16 protein-coding genes are annotated in these 16,698 nt (G+C 57.6%); 13 read left to right on the top strand and 3 right to left on the bottom strand.

Annotated features, from left to right (window positions below; translation table 11 throughout):
• The first annotated feature begins 33 nt into the window (after window positions 1–33).
• Window positions 34–1,692 carry a choline dehydrogenase gene (betA, locus tag AC2FIP_RS06585; RefSeq protein WP_496785625.1) on the top strand — a complete coding sequence of 553 codons (1,659 nt, stop codon included), beginning with the start codon at window positions 34–36 and terminating at the stop codon, window positions 1,690–1,692.
• Between the two features lie 78 nt (window positions 1,693–1,770).
• Window positions 1,771–2,010: an HP1242/YdcH family protein gene (locus AC2FIP_RS06580; protein WP_142636790.1), complete on the top strand. Its 240-nt coding sequence runs from the start codon at window positions 1,771–1,773 to the stop codon at window positions 2,008–2,010.
• A gap of 59 nt (window positions 2,011–2,069) precedes the next feature.
• Here the strand turns inward: AC2FIP_RS06580 and AC2FIP_RS06575 are convergent, their stop codons facing one another.
• Window positions 2,070–3,470, bottom strand: a complete 1,401-nt coding sequence (locus AC2FIP_RS06575; RefSeq protein ID WP_142636792.1) for a helix-turn-helix domain-containing protein — start codon at window positions 3,468–3,470, stop codon at window positions 2,070–2,072.
• Window positions 3,471–3,535: 65 nt separating this feature from the next.
• On the bottom strand, window positions 3,536–4,741 hold the full coding sequence (locus tag AC2FIP_RS06570) for a multidrug effflux MFS transporter (protein WP_281972733.1): 1,206 nt from the start codon (window positions 4,739–4,741) through the stop codon (window positions 3,536–3,538).
• A gap of 183 nt (window positions 4,742–4,924) precedes the next feature.
• Here AC2FIP_RS06570 and AC2FIP_RS06565 point away from each other — a divergent pair, with 183 nt between their 5' ends.
• From AC2FIP_RS06565 to AC2FIP_RS06545, 5 genes are all read left to right on the top strand, one after another.
• Window positions 4,925–6,457: an acyl-CoA carboxylase subunit beta gene (locus tag AC2FIP_RS06565; RefSeq protein ID WP_142636795.1), complete on the top strand. Its 1,533-nt coding sequence runs from the start codon at window positions 4,925–4,927 to the stop codon at window positions 6,455–6,457.
• Between the two features lie 251 nt (window positions 6,458–6,708).
• A complete protein-coding gene (locus tag AC2FIP_RS06560) occupies window positions 6,709–7,041 on the top strand; it encodes a DUF6497 family protein (protein ID WP_496785624.1) in 333 nt (110 codons plus the stop codon).
• A 73-nt stretch (window positions 7,042–7,114) separates the two neighbouring features.
• Window positions 7,115–7,468, top strand: coding sequence for a hypothetical protein (locus AC2FIP_RS06555; RefSeq protein ID WP_142636799.1), 354 nt, complete (start codon window positions 7,115–7,117; stop codon window positions 7,466–7,468).
• A gap of 706 nt (window positions 7,469–8,174) precedes the next feature.
• Window positions 8,175–8,378 (top strand): hypothetical protein, encoded by a 204-nt coding sequence (locus tag AC2FIP_RS06550; protein ID WP_142636801.1) that lies wholly within the window; start codon window positions 8,175–8,177, stop codon window positions 8,376–8,378.
• A gap of 114 nt (window positions 8,379–8,492) precedes the next feature.
• Window positions 8,493–10,538, top strand: coding sequence for an ATP-binding protein (locus tag AC2FIP_RS06545; RefSeq protein ID WP_496785623.1), 2,046 nt, complete (start codon window positions 8,493–8,495; stop codon window positions 10,536–10,538).
• A 76-nt stretch (window positions 10,539–10,614) separates the two neighbouring features.
• On the opposite strand, the gene AC2FIP_RS06540 is transcribed toward AC2FIP_RS06545, so the two are convergent.
• Window positions 10,615–11,061, bottom strand: a complete 447-nt coding sequence (locus AC2FIP_RS06540) for a DUF4174 domain-containing protein (RefSeq protein ID WP_496677726.1) — start codon at window positions 11,059–11,061, stop codon at window positions 10,615–10,617.
• Window positions 11,062–11,229: 168 nt separating this feature from the next.
• Here AC2FIP_RS06540 and scpA point away from each other — a divergent pair, with 168 nt between their 5' ends.
• The 6 genes from scpA to AC2FIP_RS06510 all read left to right on the top strand — a co-directional run bounded on the left by scpA (window position 11,230) and on the right by AC2FIP_RS06510 (window position 16,697).
• The gene (gene scpA, locus AC2FIP_RS06535) at window positions 11,230–13,356 is read left to right on the top strand and encodes a methylmalonyl-CoA mutase (protein ID WP_496785622.1); all 2,127 of its coding nucleotides are present in this window, start codon (window positions 11,230–11,232) and stop codon (window positions 13,354–13,356) included.
• 109 nt (window positions 13,357–13,465) lie between these two features.
• Window positions 13,466–14,068: a VOC family protein gene (locus AC2FIP_RS06530; RefSeq protein ID WP_496785621.1), complete on the top strand. Its 603-nt coding sequence runs from the start codon at window positions 13,466–13,468 to the stop codon at window positions 14,066–14,068.
• A complete protein-coding gene (locus AC2FIP_RS06525; RefSeq protein WP_496785620.1) occupies window positions 14,065–14,553 on the top strand; it encodes a GNAT family N-acetyltransferase in 489 nt (162 codons plus the stop codon). Before AC2FIP_RS06530 ends, AC2FIP_RS06525 begins: the two co-directional genes overlap by 4 nt.
• A 45-nt stretch (window positions 14,554–14,598) precedes the next feature.
• Entirely contained in the window at window positions 14,599–15,279 is a 681-nt protein-coding gene (locus tag AC2FIP_RS06520; protein WP_142636813.1) for a molecular chaperone DjiA, read from the top strand.
• A 4-nt stretch (window positions 15,280–15,283) separates the two neighbouring features.
• Entirely contained in the window at window positions 15,284–16,288 is a 1,005-nt protein-coding gene (locus tag AC2FIP_RS06515) for an endonuclease/exonuclease/phosphatase family protein (protein ID WP_496785618.1), read from the top strand.
• A 37-nt stretch (window positions 16,289–16,325) separates the two neighbouring features.
• Window positions 16,326–16,697 carry a hypothetical protein gene (locus AC2FIP_RS06510; protein ID WP_496785617.1) on the top strand — a complete coding sequence of 124 codons (372 nt, stop codon included), beginning with the start codon at window positions 16,326–16,328 and terminating at the stop codon, window positions 16,695–16,697.
• Window position 16,698 lies beyond the last annotated feature (1 nt).

The following is a 16,698-nucleotide window of genomic DNA, read 5'->3' as shown; positions in this document are numbered from 1 at the left end:
ATCTTGGCTCCGGTTGAGAATGGAGACCCGAAAATGGAAACAGATTTCGTCATCGTCGGCGCAGGTTCCGCAGGCTGCGCGATGGCATATCGTTTGAGTGAGGCCGGTGCCTCGGTTCTGGTGATCGAGCATGGCGGTACCGACATGGGCCCGTTTATCCAGATGCCCGCCGCGCTAAGCTATCCGATGAACATGTCGCGCTATGACTGGGGCTATCAATCCGAGCCTGAGCCGCATCTGAACAACCGCCGCCTGGCCTGCCCGCGAGGGAAGGTGATCGGCGGATCCTCTTCGATCAACGGAATGGTTTATGTGCGCGGCCACGCCCGGGACTTCGATACCTGGGCCGAGATGGGCGCGGATGGTTGGTCTTATGCGGATGTGCTGCCATATTACAAACGGATGGAGACCTGGCATGACGGCGGTCATGGTGGGGATTCCGCGTGGCGGGGCACTGACGGGCCGCTGCATGTGTCGCGGGGCCCGCGTGCGAACCCGCTGTTCCAGGCCTTTGTCGATGCGGGCCAGCAAGCCGGGTATGAAGTCACGGGCGACTATAACGGTGAAAAGCAAGAAGGCTTCGGCCCGATGGAGCAGACCGTCTGGAAAGGGCGGCGCTGGTCGGCGGCAAATGCTTATCTGCGGCCTGCGCTCAAGCGCGAGAACTGCGATATCGTGCGCGGTCTTGCGACCCGGATTGTTCTGGAAAACGGAAGCGCTGTTGGTGTTGAACTGATCCGTGGCGGCAAGACAGAGGTCATCCGCGCCCGCCGCGAAGTGGTCATCGCAGCCTCGTCCATCAATTCGCCGAAACTTTTGATGCTGTCTGGAATCGGCCCGGCTGCGCATTTGGCTGAGCAGGGGATCGGAGTTGTTGCAGACCGTCCGGGGGTTGGCGCAAATCTACAGGACCATTTGGAGCTGTATATCCAGCAAGCCTCGCTTCAGCCGATCACGCTCTACAAACACTGGAACCTGGTCAGCAAAGGCCTGATCGGGGCGCAATGGCTGTTCACCAAGACCGGCCTTGGTGCCTCGAACCAGTTCGAAAGCGCGGCCTTCATCCGATCAAGGCCGGGTGTCGAATACCCCGACATCCAGTACCACTTCCTGCCGATGGCGGTGCGCTATGACGGGCAGGCAGCGGCCGAGGGGCACGGGTTCCAAGCACATGTGGGTCCGATGCGATCGGAATCACGCGGTGCTGTGACATTGCGCTCGGCTCGACCCGAGGACGCACCTGTCATCCGGTTCAATTACATGAGCCAGGAAAAAGACTGGGAGGAGTTCCGCACCTGTATCCGCCTGACGCGAGAGATTTTCGGGCAAGAGGCGTTCAGACCCTTTGCCGGGAAAGAGATTCAGCCCGGTGCTGCGGTACAAACAGATGAAGAGTTGAACGCCTTTATCGCTGAGCATGCCGAAAGTGCCTATCATCCCTGCGGCACCTGCAGGATGGGACGGGCGGATGACCAGAACGCGGTTGTCGACTCCGAAGGCCGGGTGATCGGCGTGGATCGGCTGCGTGTGGCGGACAGTTCGATCTTTCCGCAAATCACCAACGGCAACCTTAATGCGCCGTCGATCATGGTGGGCGAGAAAGTCTCGGATCATCTGCTGGGCAAAGATCCGTTGCCCAAAGCCAATGATCAGCCTTGGATTCATCCGCAATGGGCCTCGGCGCAGCGCTGATTTGATCCGCGTCAAAGCGGGGGGAGTGGGACCAATATAGACCTGAATCGCAACGCATTTTCTAAGGAGCGAACAGGAATGTCCCACACCCCGCACGAATTGGCCGAAGAGTTTCCCGACAAGGTCGAATTGATCAGTCAGCTTAAACAGTCTGATGCGCATTTTTCTCGGCTGGCCGAAGAGTATCACGAGGTCAATCGTATCGTGCACCGCGCGGAAACTAACGTCGAGCCGATGGAGGACCTTGCCGAAGGCGAGCTGCGCAAGAAACGCGCCGCATTGAAGGATGAGATCTGGGCGATTTTGTCGAACGCTTAAGGGTTGGGCGGGGGCATTGCCCCCGTTTCGGCTGGCCGTGGTTTTAGGCCGGGTAAAGCTCAGGTGACTTCATAGGGTAAGGTTCCGCGGGTATGAGTGTCGATGGACAGGCGACGTTCCAGCGGAGGAACTGACCGTTGGTGGCAGTTCTGGCGTTCGCAGATCCGGCACGAGATACCTATGGGCTCGTAGGCACTGGCGTTTGAGATATCCAGATTGTCCGCATAAACCAACGCTTCGGCGTGGCGGACCTCGCATCCCAGCGCAATCGCATAGCGCCGGACAGGCGCTCCGTACGAACCGCCCGATTTCGAAACATCCCGCGCCAGCGAGATATAGCGGACCCCGTCCGGGGTTTCGGCTAGCTGCCGCAGGAAGTGACCCGGAGTTTCAAAGGCGCGGTGCACATTCCACAACGGGCAGGCACCGCCAAAGCGCGCAAATTGCAAGCGCGTGGCGGAGTGGCGTTTTGTGATCGTTCCGGCCTGATCCACCCGAACAAAGAAGAATGGTATCCCCTTTGCGCCGGGGCGCTGCAGCGTCGAAAGCCTGTGGGCCACCTGTTCGATGGATGCTCCAAAACGATTGCTAAGCAATTCCAGATCGTGGCGGTAAAGCTGGGCTGCACTGAGAAATTCGCCATAGGGCATCAGAGAGGCGCCAGCGAAATAATTCGCCAGGCCGATCTTCGCAATCGCGCGCGCCTCATCACTGTGAAATTTGGCGAAATCCAGTGTCGCTTCAAGCAGCTTGTCCTGATTGATTAGGGATACCTGCAAGAGCAGCTGAAACACTTGTGTTTGCGGTGCAATCCGTGATGACAGCAGCAATGTTTTGCTATCCGCATCGTATTTCCGGGTTTCTTCGATATCCGGGAACTGAACGCGAATACCATTTTCACCCAAGCTTTCGATTGCGGCGGCGCGAATTCCGCCTTTGTCCTGGGCGCGGCCAGAAAATCGTTCCGCAGCCCGGTCAACCGCGTCAATGTAGTTGTCGCAATAATGGAAAAAGTCTCGCACTTCTTCCCAGGGGCTGGCCTGAATCTGTGCGTCTTCACGTCCCAGGGCCTCGTCCAGCGAGGCCAGCCTTTCATGCGTCTGGCGATACGTGCGGTGCAGGGCGATAAACGCTCGGGCCATTGCGGGGGCGTTTGAAGCTGTCAGGCGCAGATCAGCGAGCGGTGGCATGGCGTCATCAAACACGGGGTCCGCCAGCGCCTCGCGCAGGTCTGAGACCAGACGTTCGCTGTCACCAGTGCTAAGTTCGGTCACGTCCATGCCGAATTCCTGCGCCAGAGCCAGAACAACCGTGGTCGAGATCGGGCGGTTGTTATTCTCCATCTGGTTCAAATAGGGAAGCGAAACCCCCAGTTTGGCTGCGAATTCCTTTTGTGTCAGCGTCAGGCGCGTGCGCATTTCACGCAGTTTTGCACCAGCATAGAGCTTTTGGGTCGCCATGGCGTGCCTTTGCAACTTTTCTAATCTTGAACGCTAGCTTTGCAAACCGTCCTGCGCAAGGCGTGTTACAGGCCCAAATACCGTTCGCGCCGGATCACGATGGCAATAGCAACGATGGCAAATGTTGCAGAGGCCAACATCAGCCACAGCAGCGGCATCGCGCCTGTTTCATGGGTTAGTATTGCGCCCGTGAGCGCGCTCAGGCCAGCTCCGCCGCCCAGCATGATGGCCCCGCTCAGCCCAGATGCTGTCGCGGCCAGGTGCGGGCGGACGGACAGTGCGCCTGAAGTTGCGTTTGGAATGGTCATACCATTGCCCACACCAACAATGGTCATGAACCCAAAGAAGCTGAGAACCGAGCCGAAGCCCGTAAGGAACACGATCGTCGACAGTGCAACACCGGTTGCGTTCATCCAGCACCCCCAAAGAACCATCCGGTTCACGCCAAAGCGGACAGAGAACCTGCCGCTGAAGAAGTTGCCGAAGAAATAACCCACCGCGGGGGCGCCGAAGTAAATGCCAAGTTCTGACGCTGTTAGGCCGAACAGTTCAGTCCCGACGAAAGGCGCGCCGCCCAGATAGGCGAAAAAAGCGCCCGACGACAGGGCTGAGGCCATGGAATAGCCCCAGAACCGAGGGGATCTTAGCAATTCCGGGTATTCACGAAACTGCTGCAGCAAGGTCAGCCCGCTTTTGCGGGATGTTTCTCCGAAGTCGGAATAGGTCAGCATTAGCGCCAGTAGGCCCAGCCCGAAAGGAAGCCAGAAATTTGCCTTCCAGCCAAAGCTCTCTTCCAGAAAGCCGCCGATGGCAGGGCCGATCATTGGAACAATGGCCATTCCCATGGTGACATAGCCGATCATCGAAGCGGCTTGATCTGCTTCGTAAAGGTCTCGCACCGCTGCGCGGCTAAGGACCATTCCAACTGCTACGACCGCTTGAAACATCCTGAAGGCCAGAAATACTTCGGCGTTCGGGGAGTAGATGCAACCCAGTGTCGCAATCAGAAACAGAACCAATCCCCAGAGAATAACCGGCCTGCGGCCCACCTTATCTGCGATGGGGCCGATCAGAATTTGGATTACTGCGCTGATCATCAGATACAGAGCGATCGACAGCTGCATGACTTTGTAGTCTGCGTCAAAATACGCGGCCATATTGGGCAGGCTGGGAAGGAAAAGATTCAAGCTCAGTGCTGACAGCCCGGATAGCATCACAAGTGTGGCAATGGTGGGGGGCGAACGACGCGCTGGCGAAAAAGTAAACTGCATGGTTCACATGTATAGTGACGGTTTTTGGGATTGCCATCCGTGACCGTGTCTCAGTGCGAAACTTTGCATGTTTACAATTACCCGGAACTGTATTTTCAAAGATTTGCAAATTTGCCGAATGAGGCTTTGGTCTGAACGAAACTAAGTATAGTGTCGCGCCAAATTTCAAAGGGGATCATCGTTATGAAAGACATCCTTTCCGAGCTTGAAGGCCGCCGCAACGATGCACGGCTGGGGGGTGGGCAAAAACGTATTGATGCGCAGCATGCGCGGGGAAAGCTGACCGCACGCGAACGCATAGAGCTGTTAGTGGATGAAGGCAGTTTCGAAGAATTCGACATGTTTGTCAGCCATCGCTGCACGGATTTCGGGATGGAAAATCAAAAGCCTGCAGGCGATGGTGTCGTCACCGGATGGGGCACAATCAATGGTCGTATGGTCTATGTCTTCAGCCAGGATTTCACCGTTTTCGGCGGGTCTCTGTCGGAAACCCACGCGCAGAAAATCTGCAAGATCATGGACATGGCAATCCAGAATGGTGCTCCGGTGATCGGCATCAACGATTCGGGTGGTGCGCGAATCCAGGAAGGTGTGGCCTCGCTTGCGGGTTATGCCGAGGTGTTCCAGCGTAACATCATGGCCTCGGGCGTGGTTCCGCAGATCAGTGTGATCATGGGCCCCTGCGCCGGTGGCGCTGTCTACAGTCCGGCGATGACCGACTTTATCTTTATGGTCAAAGACACCTCGTACATGTTTGTGACAGGCCCCGATGTCGTCAAGACCGTCACCAATGAGGTTGTAACCGCCGAAGAGCTGGGTGGTGCATCGACCCATACCAAGAAATCCTCGGTTGCCGACGGTGCATTCGAAAACGATGTCGAAGCACTGGCCGAAGTGCGCCGTCTTGTCGATTTCCTACCGTTGAACAACAAGGAAAAACCGCCCGTTCGTCCCTTCTTTGACGAACCGGGCCGGATTGAGGCTTCGCTGGATACATTGATTCCGGACAACCCGAACACGCCTTATGACATGAAAGAACTCATTGCCAAAGTGGCGGACGAGGGTGATTTTTACGAGATTCAAGAAGATTACGCCAAGAACATCATCACGGGCTTTATCCGTCTGGAAGGTCAGACCGTAGGTGTTGTAGCCAACCAGCCGATGGTGCTGGCCGGCTGTCTGGATATCGACAGCAGCCGAAAAGCCGCGCGCTTCGTCCGGTTCTGTGATTGCTTTGAAATTCCGATTTTGACACTGGTCGACGTGCCGGGCTTTTTGCCGGGAACCTCGCAGGAATATGGCGGTGTGATCAAACATGGCGCAAAACTGCTGTTTGCCTATGGCGAGGCGACCGTTCCGAAGGTCACAGTGATCACCCGAAAGGCCTATGGCGGTGCCTATGACGTGATGGCATCCAAACATCTGCGTGGCGATTTCAACTATGCTTGGCCAACCGCCGAGATCGCGGTGATGGGGGCCAAGGGCGCGACCGAAATCATCCACCGTGCGGATCTGGGCGATGCCGAGAAAATCGCACAGCACGCTCAGGACTATGAGGACCGGTTCGCCAATCCGTTTGTGGCTGCGGAACGTGGATTCATTGATGAGGTGATCATGCCGCATTCGACCCGCCGCCGCGTATCGCGAGCTTTTGCAAGCTTGCGTAACAAGCAACTGAAAAACCCCTGGAAAAAGCACGATAACATTCCGCTGTAAGCTGAAGGTCGCGGGTCAGGTGCTCTGGTGTGCCTGCCTCTCGGCACGTTGGTGTAAAGACCCCCAAACGGCGAATTTGACTTTGAGAGCAAAGCTGCTAAATGAAATGCCTTATTGGACATAGAAAAGCGCGAGCCAGTAGGCATGCGCGCGCGATCCCGGAGAGAGGAGCTCGCCTTTGGTGGGTCTGGGATCGCGCCTTATGTCTGGCAATTCTCTGTCTTGGTTCGCCTACATTCGCTGAAGCATTGGTGCCGGTGCCCTCTGGGCAGCCTGTACATCTGAACGACGTCCTGCTGGACAACAATCCGGGCGAGTTATGGCTGCGCTTTCGGTTCATCGCGCCACAGATCGGCTCGGATGTGGGACGCATTGGATATGATGTCGCCACGATCGACATGGAGCACCTGTGTCAGACGCTGGCCGTGGCCTATGTCGCGCACCACAAGCTGGAACCAGCCAGGGTTGTGATTTCCCTGTCGAACAAGCCGATAGATTTTGGCCATACCGCGCCGGATGCCACGCAGTTCTTCGAAGCGTATCTTCTGCAGGATTCCCAATGTGTCTGGGACGGAGGGATTTGAGAATGGTTGTCAATTACCACAATTTCTGTGCATTCCCCTTCGCCTCAAAGGACCTTAGCGAAGAGGCGCTGAAATGTTGAAACATCGCGGATTTCCCGGCCGTCTGACCGGGACGGATTATCAATTCACTATCAGACGGGCCAACCCAAAGGGTGTTACCCCACTGACAACGCGTGAACGGTTCCGGGATCGTAAACCTGCTGATCGTCGCGCGGATGCAGCCTTTATCGAGGCCTTGTGGGAGCATTTTGGCGACCAGCCATTCGAACGTGGCAATCTGGATGCCGGTCGCCTGAGCTGGTTTTTCGGGCGTGAGGTCATTCCGGCGGAGGATCCGTTTGACCCCGCCAGCTATGATGCATTGCTGGTCATTGATCCGAGCGTGGCCAGAGCCTCGTTTCCTGACATTTTCGGCGGGGATAGCTGAAGGTGATCGACGTCGTCGCACATAAACGCCTTGGAAATTCCAACAGGGTTTCTTTGCCCCGGTTGGGCCAAGAAGGATATGTGCGCTGTGCAGATCGGGCGCGTGACAATCGCGCAAAATACCTGAGGGAAAGGCCGCAAACCACTGATTCTATGGCCTGTATAACCCGTGGCTTGGTCGCGGGAGAACCATCAAGGCTCGGGCAGGAAAAAGGCCAGTCGGCGGGGGGTGGCCGCGGCGACTTAGGATCGAATTCTTCAGGTCATGTGATCTCAGGTAGCGTTGATAAAACAAAGGCTTGCGTGACTGTCGGGGTGCGAATTTCGCCCTGCCCAACCAAAGTTCATGCGAGCGGAATCGGCGCGTTTCTGCGCGATATTTCGCTGAATGGGCAGATTCTGGCCGGAAATTTCACCACTGGCCAATCCCGGTTTGCAGGTGCAACCGGGCCGTGCATGGTGAGCGGGTCGTGCGGCTCTACTTTGCCTGCGTCGCACGCGCACCTACTATTCCGTACCCCTTCCTTCCGCGGGCAGGCTTGTGGTTTTCACAATGTCCTGCCCGCGTTTTTCTTTGTGCAAACTTCAGTCATTGGATGGCATAAAACTGCGCAAATGGGCATTTCGGTACGCTCGTTATTGAATAACAGTGGCGATTTCCCGCATCTGGCTCTGAAATTGTTAAAAAACCAAAAAGGGCAGACATCATGCGAATCTCGAAAGTCATTCTTGCAATGGCGACCTGTGCAGGGCTCGCGGCGTGCGGAGACTCGACCGGCGAGCAGGCGTTGCTTGGCGGCGGAGCCGGCGCCGTTGGCGCGGCAGTCGTCAGTGCCGACCCGCTGTTGGGTGCCGTGGTCGGCGCGGCAGGCAACGTGCTTTACTGCAAGACCCAGAACAACTGTAGATAACGAAATCTTCGGGGCCCCCGTCGCCCCGACCGTCATCGCGCGACACGCCGTCGTGGGGCCATTGCCCCGCGGCGGCGTTTTGCGTTTCCAGAACTTCAAGACAGAGGACGTTCCATGTTCAACAAGATCCTGATCGCCAACCGGGGCGAGATCGCCTGCCGGGTTATCAAAACCGCCCGCAAGATGGGCATCGGCACGGTCGCCATCTATTCTGACGCGGACAAGAACGCCCTGCATGTATCGATGGCGGATGAGGCGGTGCATATTGGCCCACCGCCTGCAAACCAGTCCTATATCGTCATCGACCGCGTGATGGAGGCAATCCGTCAGAGTGGCGCGCAGGCGGTTCACCCGGGGTATGGTTTTCTGTCGGAAAACTCGAGATTCGCCCAAGCGCTGGATGCCGAAGGCGTGGCCTTTATCGGCCCTCCGGTCGGTGCGATTGAAAGCATGGGTGACAAGATCACCTCTAAAAAGATCGCGCAAGAGGCCGGTGTCTCTACGGTTCCGGGCTATATGGGCCTGATCGAAGACGCCGACGAGGCCGTCAAGATTTCGAATGAGATCGGATATCCGGTCATGATCAAGGCCAGTGCTGGTGGCGGTGGTAAGGGTATGCGGATCGCATGGACCGACGACGAGGCGCGCGAAGGGTTCCAGTCCTCTAAGAACGAAGCCGCGAATTCCTTTGGCGATGACCGGATTTTCATCGAGAAATTCGTGACCCAACCCCGTCACATCGAGATTCAGGTTCTATGCGACAGCCATGGTAATGGCATCTATCTGGGCGAACGCGAATGCTCGATTCAGCGCCGAAACCAGAAGGTTGTGGAAGAGGCGCCATCGCCTTTCTTGGACAAGGCGACACGCAAGGCAATGGGCGAACAGGCGGTGGCCCTGGCCAAGGCTGTGGATTATGCCAGCGCTGGCACGGTCGAGTTTATTGTTGATGGTGACAAGAACTTCTATTTTCTGGAAATGAACACACGCCTGCAGGTGGAACACCCGGTGACCGAACTGATCACTGGTGTCGATCTGGTCGAACAGATGATCCGCGTCGCGGCCGGTGAGAAGCTGTCGATCTCGCAGGACGATGTCACACTGACCGGCTGGGCGATTGAAAACCGTTTGTATGCCGAAGATCCTTACCGTGGCTTCTTGCCGTCCATTGGTCGTTTGACGCGCTACCGCCCGCCTCAGGAAACTGCCGCTGGTCCGCTGTTGGTAAATGACAAATGGCAGGGTGAGGCCCCCAGCGGAGAGGCCGCCGTTCGCAACGATACCGGCGTCTATGAAGGCGGCGAGATCAGTATGTATTACGATCCGATGATCGCCAAATTGTGCACCTGGGCCCCGACCCGTGATCAAGCGATTGAGGCGATGCGGGTGGCGCTGGACAGTTTCGAGGTCGAAGGCATCGGGCACAATCTGCCGTTCCTGTCGGCAGTGATGGATCACCCGATCTTCATCAAGGGCGAGATGACTACCGCGTTCATCGAAGAACAGTACCCCGATGGGTTCCAGGGCGTAGAGCTGCCCGAGGCTGACCTGCGCCAGATCGCAGCCTCCTGCGCCGCCATGCACCGGGTGGCCGAGATTCGCCGCACCCGTGTATCGGGCCGGATGGACAACCATGAACGCAAGGTCGGCAAACGCTGGGTCGTGACCCTGCACGGCCAGGAATACGCAGTTCAGGTGAATGCCGATAAAGAGGGCGCGACGGTCAAATTCGAAGACGGCGCGACATTGCGCGTGGCCTCGGAGTGGACGCCGGGCGACCAACTGGCGGTGCTGGACGTAGACGGTAGCCCGCTGGTTCTGAAGGCCGACAAAATCTCGGGCGGGTTCCGGATCCGCAACCGGGGCGCGGATATGAAGGTGCATGTGCGCCGTCCGCGTCAGGCGGAACTGGCCAAGCTGATGCCCGAGAAACTGCCGCCGGATACGTCGAAACTGCTGCTCTGCCCGATGCCTGGCCTGATCGTAAAGGTCGATGTCGAAGTGGGCCAAGAAGTGCAGGAAGGTCAGGCGCTGTGCACCATCGAGGCGATGAAGATGGAAAACATCCTGCGCGCCGAGAAAAAAGGCACCGTTGCCAAGATCAACGCAGGCCCCGGCGACAGCCTCGCCGTGGATGATGTGATCATCGAGTTTGAATGATCATGACCACGCGTTTGACATATCCTGCAAGGGAACCGGCGGTCGCCGCCGGGGCCGTCGGGTATGGGAAACGCGTTCAGCCGCCCTCGCGCCGTTCACGGATTTCGCGTTGGCGCAGGGGGGTCTTGTCGATGGAGCGACCGATTTCACGCACGCTCCAAGGGGAAGGCTTGCGCAGTTTGACCACGCCGTCCTTGTCGACAAACACCATCTGGAACCCGCGCGGGCGCAGTTTTGACCGGATGGGCGAGCGGGCGTCAGGGTCAGTGTCGATCAGAACGACCACATCGCGGTCGCGCATGACGTCCTCCCCTTCCAAAAGCATGTCGACCTGCTGCTGGAATCGCGGGTCAGCAGGTGTATCGGCAAAGACAACAATGGGCCGCTTGATCCACAGATATTCGCTGAGCTCGCTATCCCCCACAGGGCGGATAAATTCATCGTCAGCCGGGGCTGCCCCGTCAGCTGCAAGGGCCGCCAGTGGAAATAGCGCCGAAAAAACAAAGGCTAGCGTTCGTGTCATTGGGCCTCCTGTTGGATTGAATATAGTCCCTGCGCGCCCGAATGCGACCAACGAAATGCACGCAGCCCATAAAATATTGCGTCCCACCCAATTCGAATGGGCGCAACCACGGATGATAACGCGCGGGCCATGCCCTTGCGCGACCCGAATTGAGAAAAGGATATCGCAATGACCAATAGGAAAGACTGGCAGGCGCTGGCCGAGAAAGAGCTGCGCGGTCGCCCGTTGGACGACCTGACAAAAGAGACGCTGGAAGGCATCGCCGTCAAGCCACTCTATACACAGGAAGATACGGCTGATCTGCCGCATATGGACTCCATGCCCGGGTTTGGGCCGTTCACGCGCGGGGTAAAGGCGACAATGTATGCCGGTCGTCCTTGGACGATCCGCCAATATGCGGGGTTTTCCACCGCCGAAGAATCGAATGCCTTCTACCGTCGCAATCTGGCGGCGGGTCAGCAGGGGGTCTCGGTGGCTTTCGACCTGGCGACGCACCGCGGTTATGACAGTGACCATCCGCGCGTTGTCGGTGACGTGGGCAAGGCCGGTGTGGCCATCGACAGCGTCGAGGACATGAAGATCCTGTTCGATGGCATCCCCTTGGACAAGGTCTCGGTTTCGATGACCATGAACGGGGCGGTGGTTCCAATTCTGGCCAGTTTTATCGTTGCAGGTGAAGAGCAGGGGCATGACAAGTCCGTCCTGTCCGGCACTATTCAGAATGACATTCTGAAAGAGTTCATGGTGCGCAACACCTATATCTACCCGCCTGAGCCTTCGATGAAGATCATCTCGGACATCATTGAATTCACATCGAATGAAATGCCCAAGTTCAATTCGATCTCGATCTCGGGCTATCACATGCAAGAGGCCGGGGCGAACCTTGTGCAAGAGCTGGCCTATACGCTGGCTGATGGGCGCGAGTATGTACGCGCCGCGACGCAGGCCGGGATGGACGTAGACAAGTTCGCCGGGCGTTTGTCGTTCTTCTTTGCCATCGGCATGAACTTTTTCATGGAGATCGCCAAACTGCGCGCCGCGCGTACGCTTTGGCACCGGGTGATGACGGATTTTGGTGCGAAATCAGAGCGTTCCAAGATGCTGCGGACCCATTGCCAGACATCCGGCGTGTCGCTGCAGGAGCAGGACCCCTATAACAACGTGATCCGCACCGCCTATGAAGCGATGAGCGCGGTTCTAGGCGGCACGCAGTCGCTGCACACCAATGCGTTGGACGAGGCGATTGCGCTGCCCACCGATTTCTCTGCTCGCATTGCACGGAACACGCAGCTGGTCCTGCAAGAGGAAACCGGGGTGACCGATGTGGTCGATCCGCTGGCCGGGTCTTACTATGTTGAAAGCCTGACCAATGAGCTGGTCGAAAAAGCCTGGGCTCTTATGGAAGAGGTCGAGGAAATGGGCGGCATGACCAAGGCCGTTGCATCCGGCATGCCAAAGCTTCGGATAGAAGAAAGCGCCGCCCGACGGCAGGCGATGATCGACCGGGGTGACGAGGTAATCGTCGGCGTCAACAAGTACCGCAAGGAACGGGAAGACCCGATAGACATTCTGGATGTCGACAACGTGGCTGTCCGCGAGGCGCAGGTAGCACGTCTGGAACGCATCCGTGCCACGCGCGATGAGGCTGCCTGCCAAAAGGCGCTGGACACCCTGACGACCACCGCCCGCGATGGCGGCAACCTGCTGGCCGCTGCTGTCGAAGCCGCCCGTGCCCGCGCATCCGTAGGAGAGATCAGCATGGCAATGGAAAAGGAATTTGGTCGCCACCGCGCCGAGGTCAAAACGCTGGCCGGTGTTTATGGGGCCGCCTATGAGGGCGACGAAGGTTTTGCCGCCATCCAGAAGTCCATTGAGGATTTTGCTGAGGCCGAAGGCCGTCGCCCGCGCCTGCTGGTCGTCAAGATGGGGCAGGACGGGCATGACCGGGGGGCCAAGGTGATCGCCACAGCCTTTGCCGATATCGGCTTTGACGTGGACGTTGGCCCGCTGTTCCAAACGCCGGCCGAGGCAGCACAAGACGCGGTGGACAATGACGTCCATGTCGTCGGCATTTCGTCTCAGGCAGCCGGGCACAAGACGCTGGCCCCGCAGCTGGTCGAAGAACTGAAAAAGGCCGGGGCTGAGGATATCATCGTCATCTGCGGAGGTGTCATCCCACAACAGGATTATAAGTTCCTCTATGATCACGGGGTTAAGGCGATCTTTGGTCCGGGTACGAATATTCCCGAGGCGGCACAAGATATCCTGCGCTTGATCGGCGATTCCAAAGATTGAACCGGCGTCAAGATTTTTCGTCGAAAAATCTTGTGATCCAGCGCCTTTGAGGAAAACATACGGCCAGATCCTTGCGGTCGGGTCGTTTGTCTTTTTGGGGGGCTTATTCGTGTTACTTGATCATCTGGCGGTTGCTGGCGAAACGCTTGAAGAGGCCTCGGCACATGTCGAACAGGCGCTGGGCGTCCCCTTGCAGGATGGCGGCAAGCACGAGAAATTCGGAACTCATAACCGGTTGTTGGGCCTGCGGGACGGTTTCTATCTGGAAGCCATCGCGATTGACCCAGATGCACCCAATCCACAAAGAACCCGCTGGTTTGATCTGGATCGGTTTCAGGGCGCTCCCCGCCTGACCAACTGGATTTGCCAGGTTCCGGTTATCGAGACCTCACTGATGGTCTTTCCTGACGGAGTCGGCCAACCGATCGACCTAAACCGTGGCGCGCTGCGTTGGCGCATGGCGGTGCCCCCGAACGGGCGCTTGCCGTTCGACAACCTCTTTCCAGCGCTCATCCAATGGCAGGGCGATCTGCACCCGGCAAACATGCTGAACGACAGCGGTTGCCGTCTGCGCCGCCTGATTGTCTACCACCCTGACGCGCTGGACCTCGCCAAAGCGCTAGGCCCGTTAGAGCGTGTTGAGTTTGACAGCGGCCCGGCGGCGTTGCGTGCCGAAATCGACACACCGCACGGGGTACGGGTATTGGAATGAACATCCGGCAAGCCCAGCCAGAAGATGCACCCGCTGTTGCGGCAATCTGGAATGCGATCATCCGCGACACGCTGGTGACCTTCACCACCGAATTGCGCAACGATGACACCGTTGCCTTGGATATCGTCTCCAGGGGGGCGGCGTTTCTTGTGGCTGAGAGCGACGGCGTTGTTCTGGGATTCGCAACCTATGGCGCGTTTCGGTCGGGGCCGGGCTATGCCCACACCCGCGAACATTCGATCCTGTTGGCACCGCAGGCGCGGGGCCAGGGGATAGGCCGCACATTGTTGCAGGCCTTGGAAGCCCGCGCACAGATGGACAATGTTCATGTTCTGATTGCGGGCATTTCCTCGGCCAACCCTGCGGCCATCGCTTTCCATACGGCTGCCGGATTTACACAAGTGGGCCTGATGCCCGAGGTGGGGTTTAAATGCGGTCAGTGGTTAGATCTTGTGCTGATGCAGAAAATTCTTGCCCCGCAGTGATCTGTCGCACCTGACAGTCGCGACGGAGCGGGTTAGGGTGCGCTCATGTCGATTTGGACCCGTATATCCGATGCGCTAAGCGCGCTTGCACAGGGCGAAAGCCTGACGGCCGTGTTCGAGAAACTGCGCACGCCGCCGGAACGCTCGGTCGCCTTTGCGATTGCGGTCATCGCCCTGGGGGCCAAGATGGCCAAGGCCGACGGGCAGGTCACGCGAGACGAGGTTACTGCCTTTCGGGACGTATTCCAGATCGCGCGCGAAGATGAGGCCGGTGCAGCCCGTGTTTTTGACATGGCGCGCACCGATGTCGCCGGGTATCAGGAATATGCCAGCAAAATTGCCTATATGTTCGCAGAAGACAGCACCACCTTGTGCGACCTGATGGAGGGGCTGTTTCATATCGCAATGGCCGACGGGTTTTATCATCCCAACGAAAATAAGTTTCTGGAAGATGTCAGCCGGATATTCGGTCAGACCGATGCTCAGTTTCTGGCCTTACGCGCACGGTTTGTACCGGATGCACCAAAGGATCCCTATACGGTGCTGGGTGTGCCGCGGAATATGCCTCTGCCCGACATTCGTAAGGTCTGGCGGCAACTTGTACGCGACACTCATCCCGACGCCATGATGTCACGAGGCGTTCCGGAAGAGGCCATTCGTCTGGCCGAAAAAAAGATGATCGACATCAATCGCGCCTGGGATGAAATCAAAGGCGCGCAGGCCTGAACCGATGCGATTGGCAACCTACAATATTGAATGGTTCGCCAATCTCTTCGACCGGCAAGACCGCTTGATCGTAGATGACAGCTGGTCCGGCAGATACAATGTCACCAAAGCTGAACAGATCGAGGCCATCGCAAAAGTGCTGACGGCAATCGACGCGGATGCCGTGCTGATTGTTGAAGCTCCGAATACTGGTAAGACGCAGAATACGGTGCGTGCGCTGCAAGGGTTTGCCGAAGCGTTCGATCTGCGCATAGGAAACGCGATCATGGGGTTTCCGAACGATACCCATCAGGAACTTGCGTTTCTTTTCGATCCTCAGATCCTGTCATTGCGCCATGATCCCAAAGGAAACAAGGAAGGAAAAGGGGCTGCCCCTCGTTTTGATGGCGTGTTCAAGATCGACCTGGATATTGATGCAACCGAGGATCATGTGCGCTTTTCCAAGCCGCCAATGGAGTTGTCAGCGCAGACGTCAGGCGGGGCGACGTTTCGACTGATCGGAGCGCATCTGAAATCCAAAGCCCCGCATGGGGCAGAAAGCCGCGATGAGGCGATCCGGATATCCATCGCCAATCGACGCAAACAGCTTGCACAGGCTGTCTGGTTGGGGCGGCGAGTACAGGCGCATATTGCGGCTGACGAGCATGTCATCCTTTTGGGCGATCTCAACGACGGGCCGGGCTTGGATGAGTTTGAAAACCTGTTCGGGCGCTCATCTGTCGAAATCCTGTTGCAGACCGGTCTGTTCGATCCGCATGCAGTGATGGCAAACGAGGCTGAACCCGAAATCTTACCCTCGTCCGCGCGCTTTGTGCGCCGCGACAGGGCTGATCATCTTGAGGCGCTGTTGGATTATGTCATGATCAGCGAAGGGCTGCGTGTTAAGCGCCCGAAATGGCGCATATGGCATCCTTACCAGGACCCTGCCTGCTATGCCTCGCGGGACCTGCACGAGGCGCTGCTGACAGCCTCGGATCACTTCCCTGTCACGCTGGATATTGATCTGTGACCTTTCATCGCCAGCGTGGGCGACTTATATCTGAAGCATGAAAAAGTTCATTTCAATATGCGTGGTCACAGCGGCCATGGGCGTTCCGGCACAGGCAGAGGACGACGCAGGCAAATCCTTGATGGAACAAGGGGCTGAGTTGTTCTTTGAAGGGCTGCGTCAGGAAATGGAACCCGCGCTTGAAGATTTGTTGGGGCTGGCAGATCAATTCGGCCCCGCGATGCAGTCGTTTTTTGAGGAAATGGGACCGGCCCTGGCGGAACTGGCCGCCGAAGTACAGGACTGGAGTGTTTATGAGGCTCCGGAAATCCTGCCGAACGGGGATATCATTATCCGCAAAAAGCCGCCCGAGCCCGAGGTTGAGCCGGAAAAACCCGAAAATGAGCCCGAAGGCGAGATTGATATCTGAG

It is taken from the genome of Ruegeria sp. CDSB114 (assembly GCF_059611025.1).
Note: the sequence above shows the minus strand (reverse complement) of the source record. Positions and strands in the feature narration are given on the sequence as shown.

What these genes read in the sequence shown, in the direction of transcription:
- AC2FIP_RS06565 (WP_142636795.1), top strand. Translation starts at nt 4,925, where the DNA reads ATGAAAGACATCCTTTCCGAGCTTGAAGGCCGCCGCAACGATGCACGG.
- AC2FIP_RS06525 (WP_496785620.1), top strand. Translation starts at nt 14,065, where the DNA reads ATGAACATCCGGCAAGCCCAGCCAGAAGATGCACCCGCTGTTGCGGCA.
- AC2FIP_RS06580 (WP_142636790.1), top strand. Translation starts at nt 1,771, where the DNA reads ATGTCCCACACCCCGCACGAATTGGCCGAAGAGTTTCCCGACAAGGTC.
- AC2FIP_RS06550 (WP_142636801.1), top strand. Translation starts at nt 8,175, where the DNA reads ATGCGAATCTCGAAAGTCATTCTTGCAATGGCGACCTGTGCAGGGCTC.
- scpA (WP_496785622.1), top strand. Translation starts at nt 11,230, where the DNA reads ATGACCAATAGGAAAGACTGGCAGGCGCTGGCCGAGAAAGAGCTGCGC.
- AC2FIP_RS06570 (WP_281972733.1), bottom strand. Translation starts at nt 4,741, where the DNA reads ATGCAGTTTACTTTTTCGCCAGCGCGTCGTTCGCCCCCCACCATTGCC.
- AC2FIP_RS06575 (WP_142636792.1), bottom strand. Translation starts at nt 3,470, where the DNA reads ATGGCGACCCAAAAGCTCTATGCTGGTGCAAAACTGCGTGAAATGCGC.
- AC2FIP_RS06555 (WP_142636799.1), top strand. Translation starts at nt 7,115, where the DNA reads ATGTTGAAACATCGCGGATTTCCCGGCCGTCTGACCGGGACGGATTAT.
- AC2FIP_RS06540 (WP_496677726.1), bottom strand. Translation starts at nt 11,061, where the DNA reads ATGACACGAACGCTAGCCTTTGTTTTTTCGGCGCTATTTCCACTGGCG.
- betA (WP_496785625.1), top strand. Translation starts at nt 34, where the DNA reads ATGGAAACAGATTTCGTCATCGTCGGCGCAGGTTCCGCAGGCTGCGCG.
- AC2FIP_RS06510 (WP_496785617.1), top strand. Translation starts at nt 16,326, where the DNA reads ATGAAAAAGTTCATTTCAATATGCGTGGTCACAGCGGCCATGGGCGTT.
- AC2FIP_RS06515 (WP_496785618.1), top strand. Translation starts at nt 15,284, where the DNA reads ATGCGATTGGCAACCTACAATATTGAATGGTTCGCCAATCTCTTCGAC.
- AC2FIP_RS06545 (WP_496785623.1), top strand. Translation starts at nt 8,493, where the DNA reads ATGTTCAACAAGATCCTGATCGCCAACCGGGGCGAGATCGCCTGCCGG.
- AC2FIP_RS06520 (WP_142636813.1), top strand. Translation starts at nt 14,599, where the DNA reads ATGTCGATTTGGACCCGTATATCCGATGCGCTAAGCGCGCTTGCACAG.